Below are 19,368 nucleotides of genomic sequence, written 5' to 3'. Positions count from 1 at the left end.
GAATTAACGTAAGTTAACCAGGGTGTTAAGAATCTGGTCCTGAGTTTTGATGGTCTGGCTGTTGGCCTGATAGTTACGCTGCGCAACGATCATGTTCACCAGCTCTTTGCTCATATCGACGTTGGACGCTTCCAGCGCACCTGAAGTCAGGTTGCCGTAAGTACCGGTGCCTGCCAGACCAGTGGCGGCCTGACCTGATGAGCTGGTGGCAGACCAGACGTTGTCACCTTCAGACTTCAGACCTTCCGGGTTAGAGAAACTCGACAAGACAATTTGTCCCAGAAGTTGGGTTTTCTGGTTGGAGTAGGTGCCAGTAATGGTGCCGTCATCATTGATGGTGTAGCTGGTGAGATCGCCAGGCTGATAACCGTCTTGCGTTGGGTTACCAAAAGTGGTCGCACCGGTGTTTTGCTGCAGGCTACCCAACATGCTCAGGCTGATGTTCATGCCATTCGCCCCGTTGGTGCCGTCCACAACCAGGTTTGCCAGGGAAGCGCTGGTGTCAGCAACACCCGTTGCAGTGATTTTCCCCACCTGCGTCAGCTTACCGTTAGCATCAAATTGCATCTGATAACCCAGGTTGTCACCGCCCGCAGTATTACCAACTTCATTACCGGTGGTGGAGTCAACCATATGCACGGTCCAGGTGTTATCCGCCGTTTTGATGTAGTACATGTCTAACTGGTGATCGTTACCCTGCGTGTCGTACACCGTCATGGTGGTTTTCGCGTTGTAGCTATCAACGTTGGACTTATCAAACGGAGTGACCGTCGGGGTGGTGCTGGTGGAGTTCAGGTTGGCAACCTGGGTAGCTGTTGTTGTTGCACGTGCCCCCATCTGCGTGGTTGGAATACTCAGCGCCACTGGGTTGGCACCGGTCTGAATGGTTGGCGGTGTGCCGCTGGCCGGATAGCCGGTGACGTTCAGACCCTGGGTGTTCACCAGGTTACGGTTGGCATCCAGCGTGAACTGGCCGTTACGGGAATAGAACACGCCGCCGCTGGCGTCGGTCATGCGGAAGAAACCGTTGCCGCTCAGTGCCACATCCAGTCCACGACTGGTTGACGTTGTACTTCCATCACCAAAGTCCTGAATGACGGCGGCAACTTTGGTACCCAAACCCACGTTAGAGCCGGCAAACATATCGGCAAAAGCAATGGTGCTGGATTTAAAACCGGCTGTGGCGGAGTTGGCGATGTTGTTACCAATCACATCCAGATTGCTGGAGGCAGCATTGAGGCCGCTCACCGCTTGTGAAAAAGACATGTAATCTCTCCTGCTAAAAGGTTAATCAGAGAATCTGACGAATTTCATCGAGGGTTGCGGAGCCCATGGTGCCGAGATCCAGTTTTGTGGTGCCATCAGTGGTGCTGACGCCATTGACGTAGGCATAGTTCAGCGGCTGCGCCACCAGTTGCGTGCTGCCATTGCTGGCGGCCAGCGAAACAGAATATTTGCCATCCGCGGCGGTAGAACCGTCATCCAGCTTGCCGTCCCACGAGAAGGTGTGGACGCCAGAGCTCAGTTTGCCGAGGTCAATGGTGCGGACCGTGGCGCCGTTACTGTCTTTAATCGTGACACTGGTGGCCGTGGACGCTGTCGCCAGCTCAATGCCAAACGGCGTAGTCGTACCGCTGCCCACCAATACCTGCGAACCATTGACCATCACACCGTGACCAATCAGTGTTGAACTCTGCAGCGACTGGCTGGTAGTGATCTGGCCGGAGATGGATCCCAGCGTGGTATTCAGCTTTTCAATACCGCTCAGGGTGTTGATCTGTGCCAACTGCGTGGTGAGCTGGCTGTTATCCATAGGATTAGTGGGATCCTGGTTTTTCAGCTGCGCCACCAGCATGTTCAGGAACTGATTCTGCAGGTCGGCGGAAGAGTTACCGCTCGAAGCGCTACTGGAGGTCAGTACCGTTGGGTCCAGACTGTCTTTAATTCCTACTGCTACGCTCATATTCGTTCTCCGTTACTGACCGATAGTGAGAGTTTTCATCATCATTGACTTCACCGTGTTCAGCACTTCAACGTTGGCCTGGTAGCTGCGCGACGCGGACATGGTGTTAACGGTTTCGGACACCACATCAACGTTTGGCATCTTGACGTAGCCCTTCTGATCCGCCAGCGGATTGCCCGGGTCGTACACCAGTTTTGCCGGGGTAGGATCGTTCACCACGCCAGCGACCTTCACGCCGCCGGTGGCAGCACCTTGTGCGGCGTCGGTCTGGAAAATCACCTGCTTCGCCACGTAAGGCTGGCCATCTGGGCCGGTCACGCTGTCGGCGTTGGCCAGGTTACTGGCGCTGACGTTGAGGCGCTGTGATTGCGCTGTCATCGCAGAACCGGCGATATCAAAGATATTCAGCAATGCCATGCTTATTGCCCCTGCAGAACGCTCATCATGCCTTTGATCTGGCTACTGATGAGGGTGAGATCGGTTTGGTATTTCAGGCTGTTATCAGCAAACTGCGTACGTTCGCGATCCATATCCACGGTGTTGCCATCCGCGGCGGGTTGATCGGGAATGCGGTACAGCAGATCCAGTGACGGCTGAGAGTTGGTTTGCGCTTCAATGTGGCGTGAGGACGTCACATTCAGCGCCAGACTGCTGCCTTCGGCGCGACCGTTTTGCATCACCTTGCTCAGCTGGCTGGCAAAGTCGATATCCCGCGCCTGGTAGCCCGGGGTATCGGCGTTGGCAATGTTTGACGCCAGGATTTCCTGACGCTGAGCACGTAGGTTTAACGCTTCAGTACCAAATCGCAGCGCGGCATCGAGTTTGTCGAGCATGCTTCCTCCGCGAATGAGAATTTCGAGCTGACAGTTTAAGTGGACAAATGCAAGGGTGATCGTCTGAATAGCAGCAAAAATGACGGCTATTTTTGACATTGATTTTTTTGCGCGAGGCGTAGACTCAGTGCCATCTTCTCGTCAGGAGGCGTTATGCGCAGATATTCCACCTTGCTAGCCACACTTTTGCTGGCACTGGCGCTACCCAGCTCTGCTGCGGACCTTACCGCGCAGTTGACCCAATTTTTTAAAGCGCGCGACCCACAACATGCCGCGGGCATGACGGTGGTGGTGCGTACGCCACAGGCGCAGTGGCCAAACTGCGAAACCCCTGAACTGCAGCTACCGGGCAATAGCCGTCAGTGGGGCAACATCAGCATCGCCGCCAACTGCGACCAAAATCGTCGTTTCCTGCAGGTTCAGGTGCAGGTCACCGGGCAATATCTGGTGGCGAGCCGTCAGGTGGCGCGCGGCAGCAATCTCAGCCCGACGGACGTGCGTCTGGCAACCGGACGTCTCGATGAACTGCCAGCACGCGCATTGATGGACAGCAGCGGCGTCATCGATGCGATCGCACTACGCGATATCCCGCCAGGACAGCCGGTCACCGCCACCATGGTACGTCAGCCGTGGCGCGTGAAAGCCGGTCAAAATGTGATGGTAGTCGCCAGTGGAAACGGGTTTAATGCCAGCAGCGAAGGACGTGCGCTGAACAACGCCAGCGCGGCACAAATGGTGCGCGTGAGGATGGGAAATGGTCAGGTTGTCAGTGGTCGCGTCGACGCGGATGGGAATATTCTGATATCGCTATAAAGCGTTAAAGAACCCTGTTGTTCTGCCGATAGAGATATCAACAAAGACATTACCCTATGCTGACTCAGTTGGCTGACCCCCAACTGACCTTACAGGAGCCTTACCATGAGCATCGACAGAACGCAGCCTACGAATCCGGTTAGCACTGTTCAAACACGCGACAATAACGATAACAGCAGCAAAGTGCGTCAGAGCGCGACGCCCGCAGCCAGCACCACCAGCGAAAGCGGTGCGGAAGTGAAGTTGAGTACCGCGCAGGCGCAACTGATGCAGCCTGGCAGCAAAGATATTAATACAGCGCGCGTTGAGCAGCTGAAGACGGCCATTCGTAATGGCGAATTGAAAATGGATACCGGTAAGATCGCCGACGCGCTGATCGCCGATACCAAGGCGTATTTAGAGGGTAACTAATCCCAATGGACCATCTGCTGATCACCTTAGACAAAATGCAGGACGTGCTGACATCCCTTGCGGTGGTAATGGATGAGGAACAACAGCAACTTTCTGCCGGCCAGATCAATGGCAACCTGCTGCAGCGTATTTCTGAAGATAAAAGCGCGCTGCTGACGACGTTGAATTATCTGGACGAGATGCGCCGCACCACCGAGAAAACGCTCGGCACGCAGGCGCCCTATGGTGATCACAGCGATCGCGAAAGCCGCTGGATGCGTATTCAGCAGCACACGCGCCGCTTGCGCGATGCCAATACGCATAACGGGATTTTGTTGCAGCATCAAATCGGCTACACCAATGAAGCATTGGCGGTGTTGCGACCCCACCAAACCCAGGCGTTTTACGGCCCGGATGGTTTGGGTAAAGGTCAGGCGACGCTGAGTCGTAAAGGGTAGAAAAAAGTGGGTTTGAAGAGGCTGCTATCTTTTGGGATGGCGGCCTTTTTGTTGTGTGCGGGACCTACAGCATCTGCCGCTGCCGGGCGGTCCTCGCGCCGCTTACGCGGTACCTTCAGCTTCAACGTTGTGCCGACGGACCGTTCGGGATCGGGCTTCCTGCCCGGCCCGAACTGAGCCCCGCATCCATGCGGGTCTCTCCTGGCCCACCGTTTACGCTTCAGCGCTGCGGATTGCCCTTACGCAGCGGCAGACGCTGCATGTCCATTAAGAGAGTGCGGCCTTTAAACCAGCGTGCGGCGCGCGAAGTCGCGCGGGCGGAAGCCGAGCAGACCAAGCATCACAAAGTATGCGCCGCCGCCAATGGCGCAGACCGCCGCCAGACGAATCAGGCGCCACCACATCTGCCCCTCTTCCCATGCCGGCATCACCTGCAGAATGCCAAACAGCGCTGCGGCCATTACCACTACGGCAATCAGCAAACGGGTCAGGAAACTGAACCAGCCAGGCTGCGGCTGGAAGATATCCTGCTTACGCAGTTGCCAGTACAGCAGCGCCGCATTCAGGCAAGCGGCCAGACCGATCGACAGCGACAAACCGGCATGTTTGAGCGGGCCGATAAACGCCAGGTTCATCAGCTGCGTCACAATCAGTGTCACGATGGCAATTTTCACCGGAGTTTTAATGTCCTGACGAGAATAGAAGCCGGGTGCCAGCACTTTCACCACGATCAGCCCCATCAAACCCACTGAATAGGCAATCAGCGCGCGCTGCGTCATCAGGGCATCAAACGCGGTGAACTTGCCGTACTGGAACAGCGCGACCGTCAGCGGCCCGGACAAAATGCCCAACGCCACCGCGCTCGGCAGCGCCAGCAGGAAGCAGAGGCGCAGGCCCCAATCCATCAACCGTGAATACTCTTCCTGATTACCGCTGGCAAAACTCTTCGCCAGCGAGGGCAGCAAAATGGTGCCCAGCGCCACGCCCAGCACGCCGGAAGGAAACTCCATCAGGCGATCGGCGTAATACATCCACGAAACCGAACCGGAAACCAAAAAGGAGGCGAAAATGGTGTTGATGATCAGTGAAATCTGGCTCACCGACACGCCGAGGATCGCCGGCCCCATTTGACGCATTACGCGCCATACGCCCGCATCGCGCAGATTCAGACGTGGCAAAACCAGCATGCCAATCTTCTTCAGATGCGGCAACTGATAGAACAGCTGCAATACGCCGCCGACCACCACGGCCCACGCCAGCGCCATCACCGGCGGATTAAAATGCGGCGCAGCGAATACAGCAAAACCAATCATGCTGATGTTCAGCAGCGTCGGCGCAAACGCCGGCACGGAAAACCGGTTCCAGGTATTGAGGATCGCGCCCGCCAGCGAGGCCAGCGAGATCAGCAGAATATAGGGAAAGGTGACGCGCAGCAGCGCGCTGGTTAAGGCAAATTTATCGGCGGTATCGGCAAAGCCTGGCGCCGTCACCACAATCACCCAAGGCGCAGCGATCATCCCTAACACGGTCACCACCGCCAGCACCAGCGTCAGTAATCCGGAGACGTAAGCGACAAACACGCGCGTGGCATCTTCGCCCTGCTTGCTTTTATATTCCGCCAGAATCGGCACGAACGCCTGAGAAAACGCGCCTTCAGCGAAGATACGGCGCAGCAGGTTCGGCAGTTTGAAGGCAACAAAGAAGGCATCGGTTGCCATTCCTGCGCCGAAAACGCGCGCCACAATGGCATCGCGGGCAAAGCCCAGTACGCGGGAAAACAAGGTCATCGAACTGACCGCAGCCAGCGATTTCAACAAATTCATATTGAGTGGCGCATCCTGAAAAGTGTCGGAGAAATGAGCGACTTAGCGCGGACATCCCGTGATGTCCGGCGATAGTCTACTGCCACGGCGGGAAATGACCAGCATTGAGTGTTACAAGGAATTATTCACGTTCGGCATCGCGCCACAATTTTTCCACCAGACGCTGCGCCGCCAGCGCCTGTTCGCCACTGGTTTCAGGCATCGTCTGATTTTCAACACACTGGATGAAATGGTGCGCTGCGCCGCTGAAACCGCGCTGAGTAAGGTGGCTTTGCCACGCGGGCGGCACATCACGCACCATGCCGCCGCGGTTTTCCTGCTGCCAGTCGCGCATCTCGTTAATTTCGATGTAATCACCGTCGCAGATGGCGCTGACGACTTCGCGTTGGGTCCCGGCGCGACGATGCATGCTGGTGGTGATTTGCAGCGATCCGGCGGAGAAATGGTGTTCGGCGTACAGCATCGCGCCATCGTCATTGGTCTCGATATGCCCTAACTCGCGCGTCAGGCTGCCGCCCGCCAGCCACAGCGCGGTGTCCACCACGTGCAGATAATCGTCCAGCAGGGTAAAACGCAAATCCTGTGGACCCACGCTATCCGCGCGGTGCTTCTCAATACGCAGCGAGGCGGCGCGTGGCATGTCACTTTTCAGCTGCTGATAACGCGGCGCAAAGCGGCGGTTAAATGCCACCATCAGCTTGCGCTTCTGCTTGTCCGCCAGCGCCACCAGCGCTTCGGCCTGTTGCAGCGTTTCGGCTAACGGTTTATCGACGCACACATCTTTGCCCGCCAGCAGCAGCGCTTTAACCACTTCGTAATGGCTGGCGGTGCTGCTGTGAACAAACACCGCATCACTGGCGGCGGCCAGCGCATCCAGTTGACTAAAATAAGGTATGCGATAGCTATCGCAGATCGGTTGCGCCTTTGCCTGATTGGGCGAAAACGCACCCGCTAATTGCCAGCCGCTGGCTTGCGATAACACCGGCAGCCACGCTTTCTGCGCGATACCGCCCAATCCTACAATGCCAATACGCAGCGTCATATTAGTGCTCCTTTTGCAGCAGCAGTTGCAGTTGCGACTGCAACTCAGCAACCGTTTCTTCAAGTTGCGCGACACGCGCGGTTAAATCGCCGTTGTCATTGACGGTTTCTGCGCTGGCCGCGTCTTCCACTACTTCGCCACCGAAAAGATGCATATAGCGGCTTTCACGTTTGCCCGGTTCGCGCGCCAGTCGCACCACCATTGGGCCATCCTCGCGCGTGCTTAAACTATTAAGCGTCTGCTCGACTTCATTCATATCGCTGAATTCATGCAGACGACCGCTGCGGGTGCGCAATTCGCCCGGCGTCTGAGCGCCGCGCAGGAACAGCAGCGTCAGCACGGCGACTTCAGCGCTATTCAACTGCAGATTGCCGAAAGCGGAATTGCAGAAGCGCTGTTCATACTTGCTGACGCGTTGACCGGAGCCGTTATTGGCGGTCACCAGATGCTTTTTCACCAGCTCATCAAGCTGCGCTTGCACCTCCATCTCGCTGAGATTGAGCACCGGTTCGCGGTTGGATTTCTGATTACAGGCGGTGACAACGCCATTAAGTGAGAGCGGATATTGATCCGGCGTGGTGACCTGCTTCTCCAGCAGGCATCCAATCACGCGCAATGCCTGCGCGGATAAGGCCATTTTCATTGAGGTGATCCTTTATTATTGTCCACGACGATCCGGGGTCCACTCCCGGCAGGTCAACGCGGTGAGTACATGATCCTGCCAGCGCCCATCGATCAACAAGTAATCTTTGGCGTAACCCTCTTTTTCAAATCCGAGGCGCGCCAGCAGATCGCCACTGCGCTGATTGTGCGGCATATAATTAGCCATAATGCGGTGAATACGTTGCTGGCGTTGCATATAGCGAAGGGTGGTAGTGAGCGCTTCAAACATCAGTCCCTGACCTTGCCACTTCTCGCCCAGTGAATAGCCGAGATAGCAGGCGTGAAAGGAGCCGCGCAGCACGTTGCTGTAATTCGCCACACCACGCACTTCGGTCTCTTCCGGGTCCATCAGCACAAAATAGTAGGCTGAGCCCTGTTTATGCATGTCGGCGATCAGTCCGAGGCGCGCTTGCCAGCCCGAAGGATAACAATGGCTCTCGTCGCGCACCGGTTCCCACGGCTTGAGAAACGCACGATTTTCAGCGTAATAATCCGCTAATCGCCAGGCATCGCGTTCGTGTACTAAACGCACCAATAAGCGATCGGTAGTGAGGCGCACGCGTGGGCCAGCAGAACGATAGCCAAACATCATGACTCCTGAAATCCATAACTTAAGAAAGATGTACGCCAGCGGCGATACTCCTCACTATAACCGTCACCCCGCTTGCGGTAAAACCCTTGAACGCGTTCCTCAGGATTCATCCTGATTTAGGATTAATATTTCTGCGGATTCGATGAAAAAATATCATCCTGAGAAAGCTGTTTTTCGCCGCTGAGCAGGCGGAAAATAGACCAATTGGTCTCTTATCTCCTCTCATTTGCTCAGGAATTAGCATGTCTCGGGTTGCGCGGGCACGACGCCTCGGTAAAACATTTCTTTTAGTGGATAACATGCTGGTTGTGATGGGCTTTTTCGTGGTGTTTCCCCTCATTTCCATCCATTTTGTCGAACAGCTGGGCTGGGCCGCGTTGATGGTCGGTATTGCGCTTGGCTTGCGCCAGTTCGTCCAGCAGGGATTCGGCATCTTCGGCGGTGCGATTGCCGACCGTTTTGGTGCGCGTCCGCTGATCGTCACTGGTATGCTGATGCGCGCGGCGGGTTTTGCCTGCATGGCGCTGGCGCATGAACCCTGGCTGCTGTGGTTTGCCTGTTTGCTTTCCGGCCTTGGCGGCACGCTGTTTGATCCGCCACGCAGCGCGCTGGTGATGAAGCTGGTACGCGCACGCGATCGCGGCCGCTTCTTCTCCCTGCTGATGATGCAAGACAGCGCCGGTGCCGTGCTGGGCGCGCTGATTGGTAGCTGGCTGCTGGCGTGGGATTTCCGTCTGGTGTGCTGGGTTGGCGCGGCGGTGTTTGTCACTGCTGCGCTGTTTAACGCCGTTTGGTTACCGGCGTGGCGCATCTCAACCGAACGCATTGCGATGCGTGAAGGGATGCAACGCGTCTGGCAGGACAAGCGTTTTCGCCTGTACGTGCTGACTTTGACCGGCTACTACATTCTCGCCGTGCAGGTGATGTTGATGTTGCCGGTGATGGTGAATCAGGTAGCCGGGGCGCCTGCTGCGGTGAAGTGGATGTACGCGATTGAAGCGCTGCTGTCATTAAGCCTGCTCTATCCTCTGGCGCGCTGGAGCGAAAAACGCTTCCGCCTCGAAACGCGTTTGATGGCCGGCTTGTTCCTGATGACGTTCAGCCTGCTGCCGGTTGGCATGACCGATTCGCTGCCGTCGCTATTTATGCTGATCGCCCTCTTTTATCTGGGCTCAATCATCGCGGAACCGGCGCGAGAAACGCTCAGCGCTTCGCTGGCCAGTTCGCGTGCGCGCGGCAGCTATATGGGCTTCAGCCGACTCGGCCTCGCGATTGGCGGTTTGATCGGCTACTCCGGCGGCGGCTGGATGTTCGATATGGGCCAGCAATGGGCGCTGCCGGAACTGCCGTGGATGCTGCTGAGCAGCGTTGGCATGATCACCCTTTTGGCGCTTTGGTGGCAGTTCCAGCCGCGTTCGGTGGCACCAGCGATTTTCAGCAGCTAGTTTGCCCCTGCCACAGATCTCTTCCATACTTCCCGCACGTCCGGAAAAAAGGGTGGCTTCCGTCACCCTTAGAACCACAGGAGAAACGGGATGAAACTCTACATCTACGATCACTGCCCTTTCTGCGTCAAAGCACGCATGATTTTCGGCTTAAAAAATCTGCCGTTAGAACTCATCGTTATGCTAAATGACGACGAGCAAACGCCGAAAAAATTGATCGGCCAGAAAATGGCGCCGATTCTGCAACAGGCCGACGGCAGCGCTGTACCGGAAAGTATGGATATTGTGCGCTTGGTAGATAAATACGATCACCAACCGCTGCTCAATGGCAAAAGCAATCCTGCGATCAGCGACTGGCTGCGCCACGTGAATGGCTACGTCAATAAGCTGCTGCTGCCGCGCATCGCCGATGCCTCCTTCGCCGAATTCGCTACGCCGGAAGCGCGTAGCTACTTCAGCGAGAAGAAGCAGGCCAGCGTGGGCGATTTCAGCGAGTTGCGTAAACACGCGCCGGGCTTAATCAAAAACATCAGCGACGATCTGCGTCAGCTCGACAAGCTGATCGTCAAACCCAATGCGGTAAATGGCGAACTGTCGGAAGATGATATTCATCTTTTCCCGCTGCTGCGCTCCTTAACGCTGGTCAACGGCATTGAATGGCCAAGCCGCGTTGCCGATTATCGCGACAACATGGCGAAACAAACCCAGGTTAATCTGCTCTCCTCCATCGCCGCATAATCTTCATCCCTGAGAGGCGCTGCGGCGCTTCTCATCTCTCTCCTGGTGACACATGCCGCTGATTCAGGCAGGCTATCGCTGTTTTGCCGTTTCGATCAGGATGAGGACAATATGAAAAAGGCGTTTACCGGGCTTTTCGCCCTGCTTTTTGCCGTGCTACTCAGCAGCTGTAACCAATTGACGCAGTACACCATCAGCGAACAGGAAGTGAATCAGGCGCTGCAAAAGCGCAATAACTTCGAAAAAGATATCGGCGTTTCCGGGCTGGTGAATGCGCACATTGTGCTGAGCGATCTCAACAGCCAGATTGGCCGTGAAGAACCCGGCAAAATAACGCTCTCGGGTAAAGCCAATATCAATGTCAGCTCGCTGTTTGGTCCGCAGCAGGCCGAAATGCTGCTGAAGATGAAGGCGCAGCCGGTTTACAACGCACAGGAAGGCGCGATTTATCTGCATGACATGGAGATTGTCGATGCGCAGGTGCAGCCGGAGAAAATGGCATCGATCATGAAAACTCTCACGCCATATCTCAATGAGTCGCTGAAGCGCTACTTTAATGAGAGACCTGCTTATGTGCTGAGTGCAGACCGCAGCAAAGGCGAAGCGCTGGCGAAGAAACTTGCTAAAGGAATTGAAGTGAAACCGGGCCAATTGGTGATTCCGTTTACAGATTAATCCGCGCAACCGCACCTTCCGGTGCGGTTTTTGTTTGTCACAATAAAATCCCGTGCAAACGGTTGCCCACATCCTTATGATTACTCCCCGGCCTAAACGTGCCCCTCGTTTTCTTCTCAGCCGGAGTCTTTTTGAATGACAGCCCAACCTCAGCACATTACCATCCGCCGCCCTGACGACTGGCACATCCATCTGCGCGATGGCGCGATGCTCAACGCCGTACTGCCTTATACCAGCGCAGTAAATGGTCGTGCGATTGTCATGCCAAACCTGGTTCCACCGGTTATCAGCGTGGCCGCTGCCGTGGCGTATCGCGAGCGCATCATGGCTGCGTTACCTGCTGAGCACGCTTTTACTCCGCTGATGACCTGCTATCTCACCGATTCACTTGATCCCGATGAGATCGAGCGCGGCTTCCGTGACGGCACTTTTACCGCCGCCAAACTCTATCCTGCGCACGCCACCACCAACTCCAGCCACGGCGTGACCAACATCGCCGCCATCGCTAAGGTGCTGGATCGCATGCAGCAGTTCGGCATGCCAATGCTGGTGCACGGCGAAGTGACCGATTCTCACATCGATATTTTTGATCGCGAAGCGCGCTTTATTGAAACCGTGTTGGAACCGCTGCGTAAACAGTTCCCGGCGCTGAAAGTGGTGATGGAGCACATCACCACGAAAGAAGCGGCGGAGTATCTGGCAGCCGGTAATGATCTGCTGGGCGCCACCATTACGCCACAGCACCTGATGTTCAACCGTAACCACATGCTGGTGGGCGGCGTGCGTCCGCATCTTTACTGCCTGCCGATTCTGAAGCGCAATATCCATCAGGAAGCGCTGCGTAAGCTGGTTGCCAGCGGGAATCGTCGCGTATTCCTCGGTACCGATACCGCGCCACATCTGCGTCACCTCAAGGAAGCCAGCTGTGGCTGCGCCGGCGTGTTTAATGCGCCGACCTCATTGCCGGCGTACGCCACCGTGTTTGAGGAGCTGAATGCGCTGGAACATTTCGAAGCCTTCTGCTCGGAGAACGGCGCGAACTTCTACGGTCTGCCGCTGAATGAAGGCACGCTGACGCTGGTGCGAGAATCCTGGCAGGTTGAAGAGAGCATTGCGCTGGCGGATGACACGCTGGTGCCTTTCCTTGCCGGTGAAACGCTGAACTGGCGCATCAAAGAATAATTATCTGCTGCTTGCCTTCGGGAAATTTATACTGTACAAATAAACAGTATATTATCCCGGAGGCTTCTATGCGTGTTGAAATTACCGTAGCAAAAACTTCGCCCCTTCCTGCGGGTGCGCTGGATGCACTCAGCGTCGAACTGGTTCGTCGCATTACGCAGGATTTCCCCGACGACGATCATCACGTCAAAGTGCGTTATGCCGGCGGCAACCAACTCAGCGTGTTTGGTGGCTGTAAAGAGTCACGCGAACGCATCAGCGAACTGTTACAAGAAACCTGGGAAAGCGCTGACGACTGGTTCAATAACGATTAACTGCCACTGTGCCGTTTTTGCCGGGTATCGCTATCCGGCTTTTTTGTTTTTATTTCCCTCTCGCCAGAAAAACTTCCTGCATCTAGACTCATGTTAAACGATCCCCTATTCTTGCCTCGTCATGCTTACAGGAGGTGTTTTACATGACTACTGAAAAACCAGAAGAGGCGATGACCTTCGGAGAATTGCTGGCATTTATTGCTGAGCAACAGCGCCGCTTAACCGTATTAGAAAATGCGTTTGCCACCTTGACCTTCTGTCTCGACGATCGCGCCAATCAGTTGCTGGTCCACAACCTGACGCTGGAAGCGCAAAACCAGAACCATGACGAGCAGTTACAGCAGCATTTTACCCGGCTGGCGGAAGAGATTCAGAAACGTCACGGCCTGCTGCCGGTCGAGCCACACTCATAAAAGTGCCCCCTTTTTCGGCCTAAAGTTTTCCCTTATAAAAGCCGATAACTTCGTCAGTGTTGCCAGTAATAATTCCAATAAAATGCCTGATGCTGTGGGCATTTTATTATTCGATTAAACGTCAATGTTAACCGCGTTTATTTTTACTCTGTTTAGGTTCGTCATACCTTTTAACTATTGTACCCGCTATTTCATGTTATAATTGTTTCGCTAGTGCACGATACAGCCGCATTGAACCTCAAGAAGCACTTCGTTTAACGAGTAATACGGAGGTTATAATGGACAGAAATAAAGACGTCATCCAGACTCATCCGTTGGTAGGATGGGACATCAGCACCGTAGACAGTTATGACGCCATGATGATTCGCCTGCACTCGCTCTCCTCGCAGGGGCAGAAAGAAGAAGAAGCTGACGTGGGTCCGACCTACTGGCTGACTACCGACGTAGCCAGACAGTTCATCTCTCTACTCGAAGCTGGCATTGCAAAAATAGAGTCTACCGAGCAGTACCTACGCGACAATCAAAAGCATTAATTTCTACTATCGCGTGAAAGGGCACCCAACAGGGTGCCTTTTTCATGGGCGCTCTCTTTTGATATGCTGTTGAAAAATTTCGCTGTTTTGCTGGAGTGATGTCGTTATGGTTTATGATCTGATTGTGGTGGGAAGCGGTTCGGTCGGCGCAGCAGCCGGGTTTTACGCCACGCAGGCTGGCTTATCGGTGCTGATGATTGATAGCGCCCATCCGCCGCACAGCCAGGGCACACATCATGGGGAAACTCGCCTGATTCGCCATGCGTATGGTGAAGGTGAACGCTACGTGCCGCTGGTGCTACGCGCACAGACACTCTGGGATGAGCTGGAACGCCAGAGCGGCGAGCGCATCATGCATCGCAGCGGCATCCTCAACTTAGCGCCCATCACCTCCTCCTTTATTCAAAATGTTATCGATAGCGCGAAAGCGTGGCAGCTGGATGTGAAAATCCTGCAAGCCGATGAAGTGCGCGCGCGCTGGCCGCAGTTCACAGTGCCGGATGGCTACATCGGCGTGTACGAACCCAACTCCGGCTTCCTCAAATGTGAGCAAGCGGTGCGCAGCTGGGTGCAGCTGGCGGAACAGGCCGGTTGCGCGCAGCTGTTTAACTGTCCGGTGACAGAGATAGGTCGTGACGGCGATCTGCAGCAAGTCACCACCAGCGATGGCATTTTCCGCGCGCGTAAACTGTTGGTCAGCGCCGGTACCTGGGTGAGCCAGTTGGTCGCCCATCTGCCGGTTGCGCCCGTGCGCAAAGTTTTCGCCTGGTATCAGGCAGATGGTCGCTACAGCGAGAACAATAAATTCCCCGGCTTTACCGTGGAGATGAGCGATGGCAGCCACTTTTACGGCTTCCCGGCGGATAACAACGCGCTGAAAGTGGGACGTCACGATGGCGGACAGCTGATGCAAACGCCGGCCGATCGCAAACCTTTTGGCAGCATCGCGGTAGACGGCAACGAATCTTTTAACTTCCTGCGTAAATTCCTGCCGGGCGTGGGCGTCTGTTTGCATGGTGAAGCCTGCAGCTACGACAATACGCCGGACGAAGATTTCATTATCGATACGCTACCGGGCGAACCTAATCGTCTGATCATCACCGGCTTAAGCGGACACGGTTTCAAATTCGCCAGCGTGCTGGGTGAACTTGCCAGTGAATTTGCGCAGAACAAACCGTTCTCTTTCGATATTGCGCCTTTCTCGCTCGCGCGATTTAACTAAACCATACTTGCCGGTACTAATCCTGTGCCGGCGAAATTGACACAAACTGACAGTTAATTACCTATATCAACATTCAGCGCCGCGCTATGCCGCATTTGGTGTAGTGAATATGCAATACTTCGCAATAAGCCCCGCCTTTTAAGCTATCCCTTCAATTATTCTGACTGAGTTTTAATTAAATCCTCATTTATTCCGAAGATGATTTTCAACTTTATAGAAAAGTAAGCTTAATTGATCTTTCATTGCAAAATGTAGATGCTCATTACCACTTATTTCATTCCAGGTGATTTTAATGTGGCGTAATTCCACACAGCATTTCGGCGCTGTCTCGATTTTATTGCATTGGCTTATGGCGCTGGTTATTTACGGCATGTTCGCGCTGGGTTTGTGGATGGTCGGATTGGGCTATTACGATGGCTGGTATCACGATGCGCCCGAAATTCATAAAGGCATCGGCATTCTGCTGTTCGCTGCGCTGCTGCTGCGCCTCGGCTGGCGTTTTATTTCACCGCCGCCCAAACCGTTGGCGAGTTATTCGCCCGCCGTACGACGCAGCGCTACCGCCGCGCACTGGCTGTTATACGGCTTACTGTTGGTGCTGCTGTTCACCGGTTATCTCATCTCCACCGCCGATGGCAAACCGATCTCCGTATTTGGCTGGTTCGCGGTTCCCGCCCTGTTCAGCGGTGCCGCGCAACAAGCGGATCTGGCGGGTGACATTCATCTTTGGCTGGCGTGGGGTTTGGTGCTGATCTCTGCACTGCACGCGCTGGCAGCCCTGAAGCACCATTTTATTGACCGTGATGTGACACTGAAAAGGATGTTGGGTTACCGCATCCCGTTAACCTCTGAAAAGGAAAAGTAACATGCTAAAGAAGACATTATTGGCAGTAGCAGCGGCCGGATTATTGAGCGCCAGCCTGACGGCCAGCGCGGCTGATTATAAATTTGATAAGGAAGGCCAGCACGCGTTTGTGCAGTTTCGCATTCAGCATCTGGGCTACAGCTGGTTGTACGGCACCTTTAAAGACTTTGATGGCAGCTTCACGTTTGATGAAGCCAATCCTGCGGCAGATAAAGTCAACGTGACCATCAACACCAACAGCCTCGATACCAACCATGCTGAGCGTGATAAACACCTGCGCAGCGCGGATTTCCTCAACACCGGTAAGTTCCCGCAGGCAACCTTTGCTTCTACCGCCGTGAAGAAAGAGGGTAAAGATTACAAGATCACCGGTGACCTGACGCTGAATGGCGTGACCAAGCCCGTCACGCTGGATGCTAAATTGATCGGTGAAGGCAAAGATCCATGGGGCGGCTACCGTGCAGGATTTGAAGCCAGCGGTGAGATCGTGCTCAAAGAGTTCAACATCAGCAAAGATCTTGGCCCGGCATCGCAGAAAGCTGAACTGATTATTTCAGTGGAAGGCGTGCGTAAGTAAACGAAATACAGCCTGAAGTCCGCTGACCTCAGGCTGTTTGACGCTTATTTTTTATCTGGCGCCGGAATCGCCATCGTCATGTTCAGCAAACCACGTGATTTGTTGAACACTTTGTTGCCATTTTCACGGCCCGCACGGCGTGCGCGCTGCTCCTCTGGCGACAACGTTGACTCTTCCATGCAGATTGGGCTGCAGCAGTTGTTGTACTTTTCAGCGCAGCTTGGGCACTGAATAAACAGCAAATGACAGCCATCATTGATGCAGTTGGTGTGGCTATCGCAAGGCGTGCCGCACTGATGACAGCTGGAAAGAATATCGTCGGAAATACGCTCGCCCATGCGCTCGTCAAAGACAAAGTTTTTGCCCTTGAAACGCACCGGTAAGCCCTGTTCACGCGCCCGACGGGTGTATTCAATAATCCCGCCTTCGATGTGATAAACATCTTTGAAGCCGTTGTGTTTCATCCAGGCGCTGGCCTTTTCACAACGAATGCCACCGGTACAGTACATAACAATCTTTTTGTCTTTCTGATCCTGCAGCATATCAACGGCCATCGGCAGTTGATCGCGGAAGGTATCGGCCGGCACTTCCATGGCGTTATCGAAGCGCCCCACTTCATATTCGTAGTGGTTACGCATATCCACAAACAGCGCATCCGGATCGTCGAGCATTGCATTAACGTCCGCGGCTTTCAGGTAAGCACCCACATCGCTGGCATCAAAGCTATTGTCTTCAATCCCATCCGCTACAATGCGTTCACGCACTTTCAGGCGCAGCACCCAAAAAGATTTACCGTCATCATCCAGCGCAATGTTCATGCGCAAGTTATTTAGCGCCGCATCAAAGGCATACAAAGCGGCCTTCATCTTTTCGTAGCGGCTGGCGGGCACACTGATTTGTGCGTTGATGCCTTCGTGCGCAACATAGACGCGACCAAACACCTTGAGTTTGGTTAACTCAACGTAGAGGGCATCACGGAAGGCTTTAGGATCGGCAATCTGGAAGTATTTATAAAAAGAGACTGTGGTACGTGGTTCGGTTTCCGCCAACATACGTTCCTTCAGCTCTTTATTGGAAACAAGGTTATGTAACACTGGCATGGTGTTCGTCCTGTTAGCAATCAGAGAAATTTAGCGCGCGTATGATACCCGAATTCTGCCTGATACAAAAATGTTGGTTTGATAAGCCTGCCGGCTGAAATTACACACGCATTTGTGCGCCACAATTGCGTTTTCGTGCGCATACCTGCTGTCGGAAAGCCGTCCTCGGTCTATGCTTGATTTCAGCCAGAATGAAAAAATGGCATAATGACAAAAAATTACAGAAACCGGACTCTCTGGCATAAGACGCAGGATACTGACATTTCCATGACTCAACTTCCCCAACTCACCCGTGAACTCTTCTATCCACGCTATTGGCTGACCTGGCTCGGCATTGGCTTTCTTTATCTGCTGGTGCTGTTGCCCTATCCGGTACTGCATGCAATTGGCTGCGGATTGGGTCGCGTTGCCATGCGCTTTATGAAGCGGCGCGTTGAAGTGGCGCAGCGTAATCTTGAAGTGTGCTTCCCCACTATGCCGACCAATGAACGTGACGCGATGGTAAAGCACAACTTCGAATCGGTAGGCATGGGGCTGATTGAAACCGGGATGGCGTGGTTCTGGCCGGACTGGCGTATTCGTAAATGGGTCACCACCAGCGGGCTGGAGCACGTGACTAACGCGCTGGCAGAGAAGCGCGGCATATTATTAATTGGTATGCACTTTCTGACTCTGGAGTTGGGAGCGCGGGTATTTGGTATGCACAACCCAGGCATTGGCGTGTATCGTCCCAACGACAACAAGTTGATCGACTGGCTGCAAACCTGGGGCCGGATGCGCTCCAATAAAAGCATGCTGGACCGCAAAGATCTGAAAGGCATGATTCGCGCCATGAAGAACAACGACATTATCTGGTATGCACCGGATCATGATTATGGCCCGCGCAGCAGCGTGTTTGCGCCATTCTTCGCGGTTCAGGACGCGGCGACCACCACCGGCACCCATATGCTGATTCGTCTGGCAAACCCAAGCGTGGTGCCGTTCCTGGCGCGACGTCTGCCGAACGCGCGCGGCTATGAGCTGAAAATGATGCCAGATATCCGCGACAAATTTACGCTGGAATCTGAACTTGATACCGCTGTGGTGATGAATAAAGTGGTGGAAGAGACGGTGCTGCTGGCTCCAGAGCAATACATGTGGCTGCATCGCCGCTTTAAAACGCGTCCGCAAGGCGAACCATCAGTTTATTAATATTGGTCGGGGCACTCTGTGTGCTCCACTGTTTATATGCACTAATTTGCCTTTTGGCGCGATTACATGCGGTAATTTATTAGTCAGCCGTGCCAGCCTGAACTTAGGCTGATAGTTGGCTTAGCGCCGCATTTAATCAGACATCACTTTTCTTCAGCACGCAATGTTGACGTAAAATTAACCTTTCCTTGCGCCGCAGCAGCCAAATTCTGCGTTGATGCAGGATTCGCGGAATTGTCACCCATTAATATTTATTCACCAAAGTTTAGCGTTTCGGACCTGATTTCTACGACTTCCAGGGCTATTCCTATTTAATATTGCTAAATCCTTCGGCATCACTTATCAATGAAGTAAAATTAACTTACTAAACAAGGTATTGTCTGAATAAAAAACCCTATATTCTTTTTTATTAAAATAATCGCTTCGCTTATAACTTTATGGAATTGGTTCGTAAAATCGAATCCAGTTAATTTCGATTACAGCACTTAGCTTCACCCGTTCACTTTTAAAAAATATAAAAAGATTACACACAGCAA

At 54.0% G+C, this 19,368-nt stretch carries 23 protein-coding genes; 14 read left to right on the top strand and 9 right to left on the bottom strand.

Annotation, left to right across the window (positions count from 1 at the left end; all coding sequences use genetic code 11):
• Positions 1-3: 3 nt before the first annotated feature.
• The 4 genes from flgE to flgB are packed head-to-tail and all read right to left on the bottom strand — an operon-like array spanning position 4 to position 2,796.
• A complete protein-coding gene (gene flgE, locus K5Y33_RS03375) occupies positions 4-1,266 on the bottom strand; it encodes a flagellar hook protein FlgE (RefSeq protein ID WP_110865918.1) in 1,263 nt (420 codons plus the stop codon).
• Positions 1,267-1,291: 25 nt separating this feature from the next.
• Positions 1,292-1,963: a flagellar hook assembly protein FlgD gene (gene flgD, locus K5Y33_RS03370; RefSeq protein WP_110865917.1), complete on the bottom strand. Its 672-nt coding sequence runs from the start codon at positions 1,961-1,963 to the stop codon at positions 1,292-1,294.
• A 12-nt stretch (positions 1,964-1,975) separates the two neighbouring features.
• Positions 1,976-2,380, bottom strand: coding sequence for a flagellar basal body rod protein FlgC (flgC, locus tag K5Y33_RS03365; RefSeq protein WP_064740862.1), 405 nt, complete (start codon positions 2,378-2,380; stop codon positions 1,976-1,978).
• Between the two features lie 2 nt (positions 2,381-2,382).
• The gene (gene flgB / locus K5Y33_RS03360) at positions 2,383-2,796 is read right to left on the bottom strand and encodes a flagellar basal body rod protein FlgB (RefSeq protein ID WP_008103091.1); all 414 of its coding nucleotides are present in this window, start codon (positions 2,794-2,796) and stop codon (positions 2,383-2,385) included.
• A gap of 153 nt (positions 2,797-2,949) precedes the next feature.
• Between flgB and flgA the strand changes: the two genes are divergently transcribed.
• From flgA to flgN, 3 genes are all read left to right on the top strand, one after another.
• On the top strand, positions 2,950-3,609 hold the full coding sequence (gene flgA / locus K5Y33_RS03355) for a flagellar basal body P-ring formation chaperone FlgA (RefSeq protein WP_101760850.1): 660 nt from the start codon (positions 2,950-2,952) through the stop codon (positions 3,607-3,609).
• 105 nt (positions 3,610-3,714) lie between these two features.
• Positions 3,715-4,020 carry a flagellar biosynthesis anti-sigma factor FlgM gene (gene flgM, locus K5Y33_RS03350; protein WP_101760851.1) on the top strand — a complete coding sequence of 102 codons (306 nt, stop codon included), beginning with the start codon at positions 3,715-3,717 and terminating at the stop codon, positions 4,018-4,020.
• Positions 4,021-4,025: 5 nt separating this feature from the next.
• Positions 4,026-4,457: a flagellar export chaperone FlgN gene (gene flgN, locus K5Y33_RS03345; RefSeq protein WP_101760852.1), complete on the top strand. Its 432-nt coding sequence runs from the start codon at positions 4,026-4,028 to the stop codon at positions 4,455-4,457.
• Positions 4,458-4,741: 284 nt separating this feature from the next.
• On the opposite strand, the gene murJ is transcribed toward flgN, so the two are convergent.
• The 4 genes from murJ to rimJ form a co-directional block, all read right to left on the bottom strand.
• Positions 4,742-6,280 (bottom strand): murein biosynthesis integral membrane protein MurJ, encoded by a 1,539-nt coding sequence (murJ, locus tag K5Y33_RS03340; protein WP_101760853.1) that lies wholly within the window; start codon positions 6,278-6,280, stop codon positions 4,742-4,744.
• Between the two features lie 121 nt (positions 6,281-6,401).
• Positions 6,402-7,322: a Gfo/Idh/MocA family protein gene (locus K5Y33_RS03335; RefSeq protein WP_222233251.1), complete on the bottom strand. Its 921-nt coding sequence runs from the start codon at positions 7,320-7,322 to the stop codon at positions 6,402-6,404.
• Position 7,323: 1 nt separating this feature from the next.
• Positions 7,324-7,965 (bottom strand): DUF480 domain-containing protein, encoded by a 642-nt coding sequence (locus K5Y33_RS03330; RefSeq protein ID WP_222233250.1) that lies wholly within the window; start codon positions 7,963-7,965, stop codon positions 7,324-7,326.
• A gap of 15 nt (positions 7,966-7,980) precedes the next feature.
• Positions 7,981-8,574 (bottom strand): ribosomal protein S5-alanine N-acetyltransferase, encoded by a 594-nt coding sequence (gene rimJ / locus K5Y33_RS03325; RefSeq protein ID WP_222233848.1) that lies wholly within the window; start codon positions 8,572-8,574, stop codon positions 7,981-7,983.
• Between the two features lie 245 nt (positions 8,575-8,819).
• Here rimJ and mdtH point away from each other — a divergent pair, with 245 nt between their 5' ends.
• From mdtH to K5Y33_RS03275, 10 genes are all read left to right on the top strand, one after another.
• Positions 8,820-10,022, top strand: a complete 1,203-nt coding sequence (gene mdtH, locus K5Y33_RS03320) for a multidrug efflux MFS transporter MdtH (protein WP_101760857.1) — start codon at positions 8,820-8,822, stop codon at positions 10,020-10,022.
• Positions 10,023-10,112: 90 nt separating this feature from the next.
• On the top strand, positions 10,113-10,760 hold the full coding sequence (gene grxB / locus K5Y33_RS03315; RefSeq protein ID WP_101760858.1) for a glutaredoxin 2: 648 nt from the start codon (positions 10,113-10,115) through the stop codon (positions 10,758-10,760).
• A gap of 111 nt (positions 10,761-10,871) precedes the next feature.
• On the top strand, positions 10,872-11,435 hold the full coding sequence (locus K5Y33_RS03310; protein WP_222233249.1) for a lipoprotein: 564 nt from the start codon (positions 10,872-10,874) through the stop codon (positions 11,433-11,435).
• A 135-nt stretch (positions 11,436-11,570) separates the two neighbouring features.
• Positions 11,571-12,617, top strand: a complete 1,047-nt coding sequence (gene pyrC, locus K5Y33_RS03305; protein ID WP_222233248.1) for a dihydroorotase — start codon at positions 11,571-11,573, stop codon at positions 12,615-12,617.
• Positions 12,618-12,685: 68 nt separating this feature from the next.
• Positions 12,686-12,931: a DNA damage-inducible protein I gene (dinI, locus tag K5Y33_RS03300; RefSeq protein ID WP_101760861.1), complete on the top strand. Its 246-nt coding sequence runs from the start codon at positions 12,686-12,688 to the stop codon at positions 12,929-12,931.
• A 143-nt stretch (positions 12,932-13,074) separates the two neighbouring features.
• A complete protein-coding gene (locus K5Y33_RS03295; protein ID WP_101760862.1) occupies positions 13,075-13,344 on the top strand; it encodes a hypothetical protein in 270 nt (89 codons plus the stop codon).
• 278 nt (positions 13,345-13,622) lie between these two features.
• Complete coding sequence (bssS, locus tag K5Y33_RS03290; RefSeq protein ID WP_008103119.1) at positions 13,623-13,877, top strand: biofilm formation regulator BssS; 255 nt, start codon at positions 13,623-13,625, stop codon at positions 13,875-13,877.
• A gap of 106 nt (positions 13,878-13,983) precedes the next feature.
• Positions 13,984-15,099, top strand: coding sequence for an N-methyl-L-tryptophan oxidase (solA, locus tag K5Y33_RS03285; RefSeq protein WP_222233247.1), 1,116 nt, complete (start codon positions 13,984-13,986; stop codon positions 15,097-15,099).
• Positions 15,100-15,391: 292 nt separating this feature from the next.
• On the top strand, positions 15,392-15,964 hold the full coding sequence (locus K5Y33_RS03280; RefSeq protein WP_192413680.1) for a cytochrome b: 573 nt from the start codon (positions 15,392-15,394) through the stop codon (positions 15,962-15,964).
• A gap of 1 nt (position 15,965) precedes the next feature.
• Positions 15,966-16,541, top strand: a complete 576-nt coding sequence (locus tag K5Y33_RS03275; protein ID WP_101760864.1) for a YceI family protein — start codon at positions 15,966-15,968, stop codon at positions 16,539-16,541.
• A gap of 44 nt (positions 16,542-16,585) precedes the next feature.
• Here the strand turns inward: K5Y33_RS03275 and K5Y33_RS03270 are convergent, their stop codons facing one another.
• On the bottom strand, positions 16,586-17,641 hold the full coding sequence (locus K5Y33_RS03270) for a rhodanese-related sulfurtransferase (protein ID WP_101760865.1): 1,056 nt from the start codon (positions 17,639-17,641) through the stop codon (positions 16,586-16,588).
• 267 nt (positions 17,642-17,908) lie between these two features.
• Here K5Y33_RS03270 and K5Y33_RS03265 point away from each other — a divergent pair, with 267 nt between their 5' ends.
• The gene (locus K5Y33_RS03265; protein ID WP_101760866.1) at positions 17,909-18,832 is read left to right on the top strand and encodes a Kdo(2)-lipid IV(A) acyltransferase; all 924 of its coding nucleotides are present in this window, start codon (positions 17,909-17,911) and stop codon (positions 18,830-18,832) included.
• The last annotated feature ends 536 nt before the right edge of the window (positions 18,833-19,368 follow it).

The sequence above is a fragment of the Pantoea sp. DY-17 genome, assembly GCF_019795975.1.
In the GTDB taxonomy this organism is placed as follows: Bacteria; Pseudomonadota; Gammaproteobacteria; order Enterobacterales; family Enterobacteriaceae; genus Pantoea; species Pantoea leporis.
The sequence above is the reverse complement of the archived record's forward strand: the minus strand, read 5'-3'. Positions and strand labels throughout refer to the sequence as shown.